Source organism: Mesorhizobium sp. C432A (assembly GCF_030323145.1).
GTDB lineage: Bacteria > Pseudomonadota > Alphaproteobacteria > Rhizobiales > Rhizobiaceae > Mesorhizobium.
Genome location: NZ_CP100470.1, coordinates 2,580,908 through 2,593,182, shown reverse-complemented (window position 1 = coordinate 2,593,182; position 12,275 = coordinate 2,580,908). Strand labels below are relative to the sequence as shown.

Genomic DNA, 12,275 nt, shown 5'->3' with positions numbered 1-12,275 from the left:
CGGCTCGTTTTCGGCCACAAAAGGACAGCAAAAAACCCGGCCTGAGCCGGGTTTTTTGCATTGATTCAATTGGATGATGTTCGCTCAGGCGCTGACGCGGATGTCTTCCGGCTCGCGCAGCACATAGCCGCGACCCCAGACCGTCTCGATGTAGTTCTGGCCACCGGATGCTGCGTCGAGCTTCTTGCGCAGCTTGCAAATGAAAACGTCGATGATCTTCAGTTCCGGTTCGTCCATGCCGCCATAAAGGTGGTTGAGGAACATTTCCTTGGTCAGCGTGGTGCCCTTGCGCAGCGAGAGCAACTCCAGCATCTGGTATTCCTTGCCGGTCAGATGCACGCGCTGGCCGCCGACTTCGACGGTCTTGGCGTCGAGATTGACCACCAGGTCGCCGGTGGTGATGACCGACTGGGCATGGCCCTTGGAACGGCGCACGATGGCATGAATGCGGGCGACCAGTTCGTCCTTGTGGAACGGCTTGGTCATATAGTCGTCGGCGCCGAAGCCCAGGCCGCGCACCTTGTCCTCTATACCGGCCATGCCGGACAGGATCAGGATCGGCGTCTTCACCTTGGACAGGCGAAGTGTCCGCAAGACTTCGTAGCCGGACATATCGGGAAGGTTGAGGTCGAGAAGAATGATATCGTAATCATAAAGTTTACCGAGATCGACACCTTCTTCGCCGAGGTCGGTCGTGTAAACATTAAAACTTTCAGATTTGAGCATCAGCTCGATGCTCTGAGCGGTTGCACTGTCGTCTTCTATCAGCAGAACGCGCATTTCATTCCCCTTTTCTGCCGCCGGACCATGTCACGACCCATCCGGGACCGGAGCAGTGATTGCCTGAACAGAGGCTGCCATCGAATGGTTAACAAAACCTAATTCCGCACCAAGGACGGTACCAGATTTTTTAACCCCTTTCTACACCCTCTTGAATCTAATGATGAATCACAGAACCAAATCGCTAATGCAACACATTAATAAGTCGGACTAAGTGACTCAAGGGACTCGCTGGCCGGCTTCCGTATCGGGAGCCGGAATTTTTACCCGGCCTTAAGTCCTCGCCCTTATGATTAACAATGCGCGTAAACGAATGGTTACCGCCGGCAAAAAACTTTAGGGATTTGTTTCCCATAGTTCGGGGAATGCCGGTGGATACGGGCGGCGCCAGGCCCTGGCGGGCGGATTGGACGATATGTGCAGGTGTGCGTTTCCGGGAGTACCGAATCATGAAGTCACGTGAAAACCTCGTTCGGCTGAAGCAATTTCAGGTGAATGAGAAGCGGCGGCAGCTGCTGCAGCTCGACATGATGATCGCCGAGTTCGAGCGCATGGCCGTTGAACTGGAGCTTCAGATCACCGCCGAGGAGAAGAAGGCCGGCATCACGGACATCAATCATTTTGCCTATCCGACCTTCGCCAAGGCGGCGCGTCTGCGCCGTGATAACCTCAGAAACTCTCAAAGCGACCTCGCCCAGCAGCGAAGCGCTGCCGAATCATTACTCGGCGAAGCTGAAGCGGAGCTTTCCAAGGCCGAGATGCTGGAATCGCGCGACACCAAGATCCGCGACGCGGAACTCGGCGGTCGCAGCGCCATGATCGGCTGACGGCAGAGTTTGAGCCGACCGGCGCCGCCTGACGCCGATCTTCTTGCTCCGGACCAAAAGGCTCCAGCGCTGCTGACTTGGCCGCAAGGCGGCCGCAGCTTCAGGCCCGTGTCAAATCCCCGTCCTGGTTCGCCGCCGCCCTCGCCCGCGCTTGCTTGATGTCAGGCACATGCTCTTCCGACCAGGAGCGTATCTGGGTGAGCAGCCCCGCCAGGTTCTGGCCAAGTTCGGTCAATTCATATTCGACCCGCGGCGGGATCACCGGAAAGATTTCGCGCCGCACCAGACCGTCGCGCTCGAGGACGCGCAGCGTCTGCGTCAGCATTTTGGGCGTGATGCCTTCGAGCTTGCGCGCCAGTTCCCCATTGCGCATCCGGCCACGGCGCAGCGCACAAACCGTCAGATAGATCCATTTGCTGGCCAGCATCTCGAGCACGGCGTGCGAAGGACACGTCCGCTGGAAGGCGTCATAGCCGGAGCCGCAATCATTATCACTATCCATGAGGTGCCTATATATGGAAAAGGTACATACTGGACAAGGGAATGTTACTATCGAAATGATAGTGGCTCAGAAAACCCCAGCAGGAGCCTCCCATGCGTGCCGTTATCCAGAATTCCGTCGGCGGGCCCGACGTCCTCGTCATCGCCGATCGCCCCGCGCCCTCGCCCAAGTCAGGCGAAGTGCTCGTGCGCGTGCATGCCGCCGGCATCAATCCGGTCGATGGCTCGGTGCGCGCCGGTTACTATCCTTTGCTGGGCGAACCGCCCTTCAGTTTGGGCTGGGATATTTCAGGCACGGTCGAGGCGGTGGGCCCAGGCGTCGGTGGCGGCCTCAAGGTCGGTGACGCCGTGTTCGGCATGCCGCATTTTCCCAAGCAGGCCGCGGCCTATGCGGAACTCGCTGTGGCGCCGGCCGATGAAATCGCACCGAAGCCCCAAGGCATCGACCACAATCATGCCAGCGCGCTGCCGCTGGCCGGCCTGACCGCCTGGCAAGGCCTTGTCCGCCATGGCGGCCTGAAGCGCGGCCAGCGCGTGCTGATCCATGCCGCGGCCGGCGGCGTCGGGCATCTGGCGGTGCAGATCGCCAAGGCGCACGGCGCTTATGTCATCGCCACCGCCAGCCCGAAGAAACTCGATTTCGTCCGCTCGCTCGGCGCCGATGAAGTGGTCGACTACACCAAGCGAGATTTCACCGCCGAGGTCAGCGACGTCGACCTGGTGCTGGAGCCGATGGGCGGCGACCATGCCGACCAATCGCTGACAGTCCTGAAGGACGGTGGCGCCCTGGTGTCGCTGCTCAATGTCCACGACACCACCCGAGCCAAGGCTGCTGCGCGTGGGATCCGCGTCGAGCGCATGTCCGTCGTGCCCGACCGTGAAGGCCTCGTCGAACTTGGCAAACTGGTCGATGCGGGAAAGCTTGCGGTCCATGTGGCAAAGGCGTTTCCGCTCGAACAGGCGGGCGCCGCGCACGCTTTTCTCGCCACTAGGCCGATCGGCAAGGTGGTGCTGACGGTCTGAAGCAGGCATTACCGACAGGCAAAAGGGCGCGGTTACCGCGCCCTTTTCTGTTGTGGTCCTGGCTCTAGTGCCGGTATTGCTGGATGCGCGTCGTGCGCAGCCCGGCAAGGCCGTATTCGTCGATCGACGCTTGCCAGGACAGGAATTCCTCGGTGGTCAGCTTGTAGCGCTGGCATGCCTCGTCGAGGCTCAAAAGCCCGCCGCGCACCGCAGCAACCACTTCCGCCTTGCGCCGGATAACCCAGCGACGTGTATTCGTCGGCGGAAGATCGGCAATCGTAAGAGGGCTGCCGTCAGGCCCAATAACATATTTGACTCGCGGTCTAACAAGATCGGTCATCGTACTCTCTACTAAAAACTCAAAGACCCAATCCCCACCACATTACCGCCACAGCTTTAAAAATTGCCTAAGCGAACCCTAATGAGTAGGTAAGGATCATGAACGCCGCGTTAGTCTTTTTATCGGCATTTGAGGCAACGGCGGGCAGGCGCGCAATTTTCCCGCAAAATCGGCACCGCCGCAAAGCTAGCGCCGCTGGTGTGGTTGACCTATATTCGCGCCACTGCCATTGAAGCGCCGCGCAGAACGAAAGAACCATGAACAGCCTCGACCTTCCCGCCAGCCCGCAAAACACCCGCATCGTCGTCGCCATGTCGGGCGGTGTGGATTCGTCTGTCGTTGCCGGCCTTTTGAAGCGCGAAGGCTATGATGTCGTCGGCGTCACGCTGCAGCTCTACGACCATGGCGCCGCAACGCACCGGGCCGGGTCGTGCTGCGCCGGCCAGGACATTGACGATGCCCGCCGCGTTTCCGAGACACTGGGCATTCCGCATTACGTGCTCGACTATGAGGAGCGCTTCCGCAAGGCGGTCATCGACCCGTTTGCCGAAAGCTACGTCGCCGGCGAAACGCCCATTCCGTGCGTCTCTTGCAATCAGACGGTGAAGTTCGCCGACCTTTTGGCCACCGCCAAGGACCTTGGCGCCGATGCGCTCGCCACCGGCCACTATATCCGCTCCGGGGCCAATGGCGCCCACCGCGCGCTATTCCGGCCCGTCGATGCCGACCGCGACCAGAGCTATTTCCTGTTTGCCACCACGCAGGCGCAGATCGACTATCTGCGCTTTCCGCTGGGTGGGCTGTCCAAGCCTGCGGTGCGGGCCATCGCCGAAGAAATGCGGCTGACCGTTGCCGCCAAGCAGGACAGTCAGGACATCTGCTTCGTGCCCCAGGGCAAATATTCCGACATCATCGCCAAGCTGAAGCCAGCTGCCGCCAACCCAGGCGACATCGTCCATATCGACGGCCGCGTGCTCGGTCGCCATGACGGCATCCTGCGCTATACGATCGGCCAGCGCCGCGGCATCGGCATCGCCTCGGGCGAGCCGCTTTACGTCGTCCATCTCGACGCCGACCGGGCCCGTGTCATCGTCGGCCCGCGCGAGGCGCTGGAGACCCACAAGATCTATCTGCGCAACATGAACTGGCTGGGCGATCGCGCGCTGTCCGACATTCCGGCCGCCGGCATGGAGCTGTTCGCCAAGGTCCGCTCGACGCGGCCGCCGCGCCCGGCCGTGCTGCATCACCGCGCCGGCAGCACCTTTGTCGAACTGGTCGACGGCGAGTCCGGCATCGCGCCCGGACAGGCCTGCGTGCTCTATTCCGACGACGGCAACGAAGCCCGCGTCTTCGGCGGCGGCTTCATCGAGCGCTCCGAGCGCGGCGCCGAGGCCGAAGCCATGCTCAGCCGGCTCGCAGCCAGGCCGGCGCAGATTCCCGCAGAGTAAACACTACCCTCTCGGAGACAGTTTTAGTTTCGATCTGCCTTAAAAGCAGAGTTTCGAAACGGTCTCAGGACTTTGTGTGCGTGACTGTACCCGCCGTCAGGATGCGCAGCACCCTGATGGCTTCCTCGCCGCTGGTGCGCGGCTCGGCCCGGGTCTCGATACACTGGATGAAGTGCTCGAGCTCGCGCGTCAGCGGCATCCCCTGGCCGACCGCGACATAGGACGGCTCGTTGGTGGTGAAGGCCCACTGGCCGCTGTCCTGCCACACCGCGTGGCGGTAGACGGCCAGCTTGCGCTCCCATGGCTCGACATCGTCGAACACCGCCATTGCCTTGGTGCCAACCACGGTCAGCCGCCGCTCGCGATAAGGGTTGAGCCGCGAGGTGAAGAGATGGCTGCGCAGCCCGTTGGGAAAACGCATGTGCAGATGCGCGAAATCGCTGAGATTGTCGAGGAGTGCCGCCCCCTCGCCCCTGACCTCGATCGGCTCGGTGCCGGTGATGGCCAGGATCATCGACAGATCGTGCGGCGCCAGATCCCACAGTGCGTCGTTCTCGGTGTGGAATTTGCCGAGGCCGAGCCGGTGCGAGTGGATGTAGCGGACCTCGCCGAGCTCGCCATTGTCGATCAGCGCCTTCAGCGTCTCGAAGGCGGGATGGAAGCGCAAGACATGGCCGACCATGAACACGCGGCCATTGTCCCTGGCCGCCTGCACGGCGCGCTCGGCGTCGGGCACGGTCAACGCAATCGGCTTTTCCACCAGCACGTCCTTGCCGGCCTCAGCGGCGCGCACGGCAAGATCGGCATGGAACTGCGGCGGCAGCGCCATGACGATGGCGTCGATATCATCACGCACGAACAGCTGGTCGGGCTCGATCGCCAGGCAGTCCTGCTCGCTGGCAAAGCCTTCGGCCCGCGCCCGATTGGCATCGGAAACCGCATGCAGCGCGCCGAGCGCCTTGAGGGTGCGGATGTGGTTGCTGCCCCAGTATCCGCAACCGAGGACTGCAATGCGCGGCTTCATCAGCTTCAAACTCTAATTTCTTGGCCGAGACATAGCGGCGTGCCCCGTCGAACTCAACCCCGGTGGCTTACCGGAGATGCCAGCCCGGCAAAGCTTTTACCGGCGACAATATGCCGGCGCCCCTCGCGCATCGATGCTTGACAGGCTCGCCCTCCCAACCTTATATCCGCGCGACCTTGGCGAACGCCTCGAAATGCCTTTCGATTTAAGGCGGATTTCGGGCCTTTCGCCGCCCTGGCGGGGTAGCTCAGTTGGTTAGAGCACGGGAATCATAATCCTGGGGTCGGGGGTTCAAGTCCCTCTCCCGCTACCAGCCTACCTAAGCTACTGAAATCATAGTAAAAACGCCGACCTATGGTAGCGCCCTGTCCGAAAAAATCTTCAATGATTCTCAGGACCTAGCCTGCTACCGTTGTGACGCCAACGAACGTGTTGCAACGCTTCGCAGACGACAAACTGCGCCTCGAGAGACGTGATTTGCGGGAATTGAAGTCTGCACCTGCGGACCCATTCGGTCCCAATTCCGAGGCGCAATCGACGCGGATTTTCGAATGGCGCGCCCATGTCGCACGCCAGCCCTCAACGCTCGGCGGCTTATGCCCAAGTTATCCAGCTAAATTAAGCAGTCTCATCGGGCGGGCGCTCTGGATTCGCCGACGCCAATCCGCGTGAGCGTACGCGGATCGTCTGACAGATACGATCAGCGAGAGAAGCGAGCGCGCCCTGCACAGTGCGTGCCCCAAGAACGGATTGGAGGGTAACGGCCTGTGTTGCAAACCTATGTTTGAAGGCCTCTCCGCCACAGAGGAAATCGACCAATCCCAAGCCGTGATCAAACGACCACTGTATATACTCCGTAATCAGGACCGCACCCGGCGACGCTCGGCTAAAGTCAGGGTCGTAGGTGGTAACGAATGCCATCATGACGTTGTGCTGGACGATGTTGATGGAAACCGCGACCATCGCACCATTGCATTCAAGTACGAAAATGCGCAGCACACCGGCGCGTGACAGCGCGTCCACCAGGGCGGCAAGAACCGGCTCGCCCTCTTCGAAAAGGTCGGATTCACGCGTGTGCTTTTCCAGCCATCTGCGCTTCAGCGCCGACAGTCGCTCCAGCAATGGCTGCAGCGGCTCGTCGGCCGACAGGAGGCGGAATTTCACTTCGCCTGTTTCTTCCAGTATCTTGATGCCGCGCCGATAGTTCTGGCGCATCTTTTTCGGCTGGTCCGCCAGCCATGCTGCTCCGCTGGCCCACTGTCCAGCGACGCGATAACTGACTTCCTCCCGGTGATTGGCGCGAAGCTTGACGCCGCTGGAAGAGCCCGGTGTAAAAATCCTGCGGGCTGCCGCATCCGGCGACAGACGATTGATAAAAGCAAGATCGAAGCCACCCGCCGAACAGATCCGGTTCCAGAGGTTCTGGAGGGCCGATAGGGAGCATTCCGGCGCGACAAGAATATCACCATAGTCCGTATAGCTATTGGCGGCCCATTCGAGGAGCCGAAGTCCTTTTCGTCTGCCGATCGCCAGGGGAATGACAGCGACCAGCCTGTCATCGCTCCATACCAGGCCGATCCGCAGCGAGCGCCGGTCGCGGTCACGCACGGTGCTCCACCATGCCGAAACCCAGGCATGGCTCTGAAAGATCAGTGCATGGGTACGATGCCATAGGTCTACCCATTCGGCTTCGATGGCGGCCAGGCGATCCGTCGAACTGACGATTTCCAGTCGCTCCGCACCAACAGCGTCAATTGAAGCCATTTTGTTCATGGTTGGAGACGGTCCTGCGGCTGCGCGACATCGATGCGCTTTTGAAAAAGTCGCATGATATGGTTTGCCATTTTCTTGAGCGGCAGCACGTAAAGTCCGAAAAGTGACTGATAGTCGCGTACGTCGCGATCTATCAGTCCAAACTTGAGGTCTTCGTCCGGATCCGGGATGAACTGCGTTCCGAATATGCGATCCCAGAATGAAAAAAGCAGCCCGAAATTCTTGTCGTAGTGGCGAGGGTCGACACTGTGATGCACCTGGTGCCAGTGCGGACACAAGATGACGCCGTTCAACCGGCCGAAGGAAATCTTCAGATGCGTGTGGCGAACAAAGTCCATCATGAGAATGTTGCGAATGACATAGACGTTGATGCCAAATATGGCGATCTCGACCGGATCAAGCGCAATCAGGCTCCACAAGCCGAAACTGATCCCCGGTATGACGCCGTCCCAGATCCGGTTCATCAGATCGTCCAGGGGGTGAACCCGGTCCTTGGTGATCCCAACCATCACTTCGGCCGAATGATGCACCTTGTGCAATTCCCACAGGAACGGAAAACGGTGCTGGGCAACGTGATATAGGTAGTAGGAGATATCGTAAGCAACGAGCATGGTTGCGGTGAAGAGGATGATCGTCACTGGGCCGGCGGGGCCGGGTATCAGCGGTTGCGAGATGCTGAAGAGCCAGCCGACTGCCTGGTTTGTTGCATATCCCGTGGCGGCAACGAAGGTGACACCGGCGGGAATGAGCAGGAAGGGCATCACCAGCCTTTTCGTGATCCAGAACAATGCGTCCGCTCGCGCCGATGGGTGCATGATGACTTCCGCGGGAAAGGCGAAGTCGAAAAAGTCCCGGAAGGATTTCTGTTCGACCGTTCGCCAGTAGGCGACCACAGCGCTCCCCAGCGCCGTGAGCAACAGGAGACCGAGTGTCAGCAGATTGATGTGTGAGAGTTTTTCCACGATCACTCTGGCGAATTCCGAAAACATCGATGCAGTGGCTCCTAGGTGGTGAAATGGCGATCCGGCTCGTCGCGAAGCACATATTGCCAGGCCCATCATATGCTGCCCGCAACTGTGTATCGGGATGCGACTGGCAGAACAATCATGGCCAAATTAGCAGATCAACGGTGTCAAAACCGCTAAATATCTGAACGTAATTAATGTCGAACGCTGCGCCTGCAACCTGCCCGTTATCGGGTCTGCGGCGGACTTGGCGCGAGCCGGATGACTACTCCCTTTTCGCCTACTTGGCCACGCCATGCGAGGCGTTCGGCTGGCTGCCTTGCACCAAAACGCGGCGAAACCCAGCCGCCCTGGCCCGGTGTGTCGCCGCCGGAACGGATGTGGATCGCTGCGTCTGGAAAGTGGATAGTCATCAAAGGTTCAGCGCCGCGCAATATCGTGACAATGTTTCCATCCCTGTTGGCGTGGAGGTCGGCGGCGAGTTGGAAGACGATCTCAGCGACGCGGCTGCCGCCGAGCAGTTGGTCGGTCACGAGGATGCCGTCGCCATCGCGTGTCACGGCGCGTTGATGCACAACGCCGAAGCGGCCTTTGTACCCGTCATGTCGGGCACACAGCCTCCAGTGCGGCCCCGGCTCGCTCTCCACCAATGTCGCAACCGCCTTGTGCGACCAGTTGAACGCCCCGGAGATGATGCTTTGGCTTTTACCCTCTAGGTTCAGCGTGTTGTGCGCCGGCGTCGAGCGGAACCAGTCGCGCCAGCCTCCCCCCGAACCATAGAGCCATGTGCCGGGGTCGACCAGCACCGGATCGCCGTCAATGCACAGGGTGAGCGACAGCGCGTCGGCATGACCGTGCGCCGCTATCGAAAGGTAGCCCAGCGGGCCGTGGTCGTATGTCAGATGGACGTTGCGACCATTCATCTCGCCGCGCCAGACGGAGAGCCCGCCTTGCGTGAACGTATGCAATCCATCCGGCACCGGCGCCGGCCGCGGTGGCGCGCCGAAGAAAAGCGCGCGAAAATCGCCGGGCTCCGGTGCCCTGCCCGGCATCCGTAGAAAACCATGGATGGCGGCCGCGACCGATCCGACATAATCGGTTTCGCCCCCCAGCGTGATCACGCGGCCTTCATCATTGTCGCCGAAGCCGCTGGCTTTCGGCGGGAGCCAGCCTGCGAAATTGGCGAAAGCGGCCAAACGCGCTTCGACGGGCTGGGGAAAAGGCAGTCCGGCCTGGCGCGCCGCCGCAGCGCACAGCAGGAAAAGCTCGGCACTGAAGGCGGCGTAGGTCGGGGTCTGCTCGGCCCCGGCGCCATCGGCCAGGATCTGTTTGAGCACCTCAGCCAGGAGCGACTCGCGAGCCACCTCGGCCCCGAAAGCCAGACCGATCAGATATTCGCCAGCCAGTTCCGCGACGAGATGGTTGTTGGCGGACGAAAAACGGGAGGGAAACCGCGGCAGCCAATAGGCGCTTGCCGCCAGTATTTCACCGACTTTTTCTCGCGTCGCCGCGCCAAGCCGGTCGCCGACGAGGTCGAGCGTGACAATCAGGCTGATGGCTCGTAGCGCGACCTCGATGCCCGAGGCCCAGCCAACGCCCCGAAATGGTGGGTTGGCGAAATGCCAGCTCTCGATCGCCGCCTCGATGGCCGCACGGGATTGATCATCGCCGGTGAGAAGCAGATGGGCAGCCAGTGGCGGCAGTTGCTGCAGCCGGTTGATTTCCCAAACATATTTTACATCGCCACGGCCGGTGGCATGGCGAAAATCGATATCGAAAGTATGGGTCTTGGGGCCCGGCCAAAGCCGGCCGGTCACCGGATCAAGGCGCCAGAGCTCGGGTGGAAAGAGAGTATAGGGGTCTCGCTGTGGCCAGGTCTGCCCAAGTGCTGAAAACTGGCCTCGAAGAGTGTTTTGCGCAGCCGCCTCGATAGCTTGCCGCTGGGCTGGTGTCGCAGCGGCCGGCACAGCATTCCGCAATCCGTGCAGCACCGGGTGCAACTGCGGCGACGCATAGCGCTGCCAGCCGTTGTCGCGGCGGCGCGAAACGGTCCTCCGGCGCTGCTCGTCCAACCGATGCAATATCTCGGCCAACTCCATGCTGCGCAATCGGTTGAAATACCACCCGACCCTCATCCGCGCTCCGCCAAGATTTTGATCCTCATACACCATCCCGTCGAAAAAGCGTGTGGCGGCATCCTCTTTTCCGTTCCCGCGGTTAATATCTTCGGCCATGACGCGGAGTTTTGCGATGAGAAAAGTTGTCTACGTCATAGCGTGCGCGCTTGGCATGGCTATGTCAGCCGAGGCGGCGCCGATCCCGCTTGAGCGCGGCGTCGGCGTCCATGAATGGCTCAACTGGTCGCCGGTGGAGAAAGATGGTTCCTACAAATGGCCGCCCTATCGCAGCGAGAAGGAATGGCTTGCGGGCGGCAGGCCGCTCACCGATTGGCCGGACGGCGACCAGTTTGATCGCATTCGATCCATGGGCTTCGACTTTGTCCGGCTGAGTGTCGACCCTGGCCCTCTGCTTGCCAGCGAGGGCGCCAAACGACAACAGGCGCTGGACATGCTTGCCGCTGCGGTGCAGCGGGTCGTTTCAAGCGGGCTCAAGGTGGTTTTCGATCTGCATGGCGTCAGCCAGGTTCCGGCCTACAGCATGGAAATGATCTATGGCGGGGCCGACAGCGAGGGTGTTGCCCGCTATCGCAAAATGGTAGTGGCGGTGGCTGCCATGCTGATCAAAATTGGCGCCGACAAGGTCGCCCTCGAGCCCTATAACGAGCCCGCCTACTACCCGTGCGATTCAAGCGGCAGCGATGACTGGCAGCGGATCATGGCAGGCACGGTTCGCGATATTCGCGCCGTCAGCAGCGAACTCACCATCGTCGCGACCGGCGCCTGCGGCGGGAGCATCGCGGGACTGGTCAACCTGGACCCCAACTTCGACGACCCCAACGTCTATTACAGCTTCCACATGTATGATCCGCACAGCTTCACGCACCAGCGGGCCGATGACAAGAACGCTTTCTCCTCCGGCCTTCCCTGGCCTGCCGACGCCAGCACGCCCGAAGTGGTCGCCGAAACCCTCAAGGCGCAGATGGACGCCGCCGGCTTGAGCCAGATCGAAGAGGTGATGAACATGGCCTCGGCGCGTGAAACGATCGCCCGATACTTTGAGCAGAATTGGGGGCAGAGCCAGCTCGAAGCGGGTTTCCGTCAGGCGGTCGACTGGGCTGAAGCCCATGGCATAGCGAGCCGACGCCTGTTCGTGGGCGAATTCGGCGTTATCTTGATGTCTGCGGATGGCCGCATGGGAGCTTTCGATGCTGATCGCCTGCGCTATCTCATGGCAGTGCGCAGAGAGGCGGAACGCTTCGCGATGCCGTGGTCGGCCTGGGAATTCTCCAACCCTTACGGAATGAGTGTTATCCAACCCAAGGGGCCTGCGATCCCGGACCGGGAGATGTTGCGGGCACTAGGCCTGCCATAACTCGTCATCGGGTCAGGATCGGTTCGAGCGGTCTGCCTGGTTGCTGGCGATCAATCGCGTGGAAACCCAAGGACCGTCGTCTCCAGTTGCAGCCGAGAGGGC

General features: G+C 60.9%; 11 protein-coding genes and 1 tRNA gene. 5 read left to right on the top strand and 7 right to left on the bottom strand.

What is annotated here, in order from left to right; genetic code table 11:
• Nucleotides 1-84: 84 nt before the first annotated feature.
• Nucleotides 85-780 (bottom strand): response regulator transcription factor CtrA, encoded by a 696-nt coding sequence (gene ctrA, locus NLY33_RS12520; RefSeq protein WP_006203583.1) that lies wholly within the window; start codon nucleotides 778-780, stop codon nucleotides 85-87.
• A gap of 449 nt (nucleotides 781-1,229) precedes the next feature.
• Here ctrA and NLY33_RS12515 point away from each other — a divergent pair, with 449 nt between their 5' ends.
• Nucleotides 1,230-1,607, top strand: a complete 378-nt coding sequence (locus tag NLY33_RS12515; protein ID WP_023669945.1) for a flagellar export protein FliJ — start codon at nucleotides 1,230-1,232, stop codon at nucleotides 1,605-1,607.
• Between the two features lie 100 nt (nucleotides 1,608-1,707).
• Here NLY33_RS12515 and NLY33_RS12510 read toward each other — a convergent pair whose 3' ends face one another.
• Nucleotides 1,708-2,109: a winged helix-turn-helix transcriptional regulator gene (locus NLY33_RS12510; RefSeq protein ID WP_023705955.1), complete on the bottom strand. Its 402-nt coding sequence runs from the start codon at nucleotides 2,107-2,109 to the stop codon at nucleotides 1,708-1,710.
• Between the two features lie 92 nt (nucleotides 2,110-2,201).
• Between NLY33_RS12510 and NLY33_RS12505 the strand changes: the two genes are divergently transcribed.
• Nucleotides 2,202-3,131 carry an NADP-dependent oxidoreductase gene (locus NLY33_RS12505; protein ID WP_023707672.1) on the top strand — a complete coding sequence of 310 codons (930 nt, stop codon included), beginning with the start codon at nucleotides 2,202-2,204 and terminating at the stop codon, nucleotides 3,129-3,131.
• A gap of 64 nt (nucleotides 3,132-3,195) precedes the next feature.
• Here NLY33_RS12505 and sciP read toward each other — a convergent pair whose 3' ends face one another.
• Nucleotides 3,196-3,471 (bottom strand): CtrA inhibitor SciP, encoded by a 276-nt coding sequence (gene sciP / locus NLY33_RS12500; protein ID WP_013529904.1) that lies wholly within the window; start codon nucleotides 3,469-3,471, stop codon nucleotides 3,196-3,198.
• Nucleotides 3,472-3,728: 257 nt separating this feature from the next.
• Between sciP and mnmA the strand changes: the two genes are divergently transcribed.
• Nucleotides 3,729-4,919 (top strand): tRNA 2-thiouridine(34) synthase MnmA, encoded by a 1,191-nt coding sequence (gene mnmA / locus NLY33_RS12495; RefSeq protein ID WP_023669942.1) that lies wholly within the window; start codon nucleotides 3,729-3,731, stop codon nucleotides 4,917-4,919.
• Nucleotides 4,920-4,983: 64 nt separating this feature from the next.
• On the opposite strand, the gene NLY33_RS12490 is transcribed toward mnmA, so the two are convergent.
• Nucleotides 4,984-5,943, bottom strand: coding sequence for a Gfo/Idh/MocA family protein (locus NLY33_RS12490; RefSeq protein ID WP_023669941.1), 960 nt, complete (start codon nucleotides 5,941-5,943; stop codon nucleotides 4,984-4,986).
• Between the two features lie 236 nt (nucleotides 5,944-6,179).
• Between NLY33_RS12490 and NLY33_RS12485 the strand changes: the two genes are divergently transcribed.
• A tRNA-Met gene (locus NLY33_RS12485) sits at nucleotides 6,180-6,256 on the top strand.
• 305 nt (nucleotides 6,257-6,561) lie between these two features.
• Here NLY33_RS12485 and NLY33_RS12480 read toward each other — a convergent pair.
• The 3 genes from NLY33_RS12480 to NLY33_RS12470 all read right to left on the bottom strand — a co-directional run bounded on the left by NLY33_RS12480 (nucleotide 6,562) and on the right by NLY33_RS12470 (nucleotide 10,915).
• Complete coding sequence (locus tag NLY33_RS12480; protein ID WP_023696861.1) at nucleotides 6,562-7,716, bottom strand: GNAT family N-acetyltransferase; 1,155 nt, start codon at nucleotides 7,714-7,716, stop codon at nucleotides 6,562-6,564.
• Nucleotides 7,713-8,705 (bottom strand): sterol desaturase family protein, encoded by a 993-nt coding sequence (locus NLY33_RS12475; RefSeq protein WP_023703933.1) that lies wholly within the window; start codon nucleotides 8,703-8,705, stop codon nucleotides 7,713-7,715. The genes NLY33_RS12480 and NLY33_RS12475 overlap by 4 nt, the downstream gene beginning before the upstream one ends.
• Nucleotides 8,706-8,908: 203 nt before the next feature.
• Nucleotides 8,909-10,915: a heparinase II/III family protein gene (locus tag NLY33_RS12470; RefSeq protein ID WP_023703934.1), complete on the bottom strand. Its 2,007-nt coding sequence runs from the start codon at nucleotides 10,913-10,915 to the stop codon at nucleotides 8,909-8,911.
• A 16-nt stretch (nucleotides 10,916-10,931) separates the two neighbouring features.
• Between NLY33_RS12470 and NLY33_RS12465 the strand changes: the two genes are divergently transcribed.
• On the top strand, nucleotides 10,932-12,173 hold the full coding sequence (locus NLY33_RS12465) for a glycoside hydrolase family 5 protein (RefSeq protein ID WP_031195904.1): 1,242 nt from the start codon (nucleotides 10,932-10,934) through the stop codon (nucleotides 12,171-12,173).
• The last annotated feature ends 102 nt before the right edge of the window (nucleotides 12,174-12,275 follow it).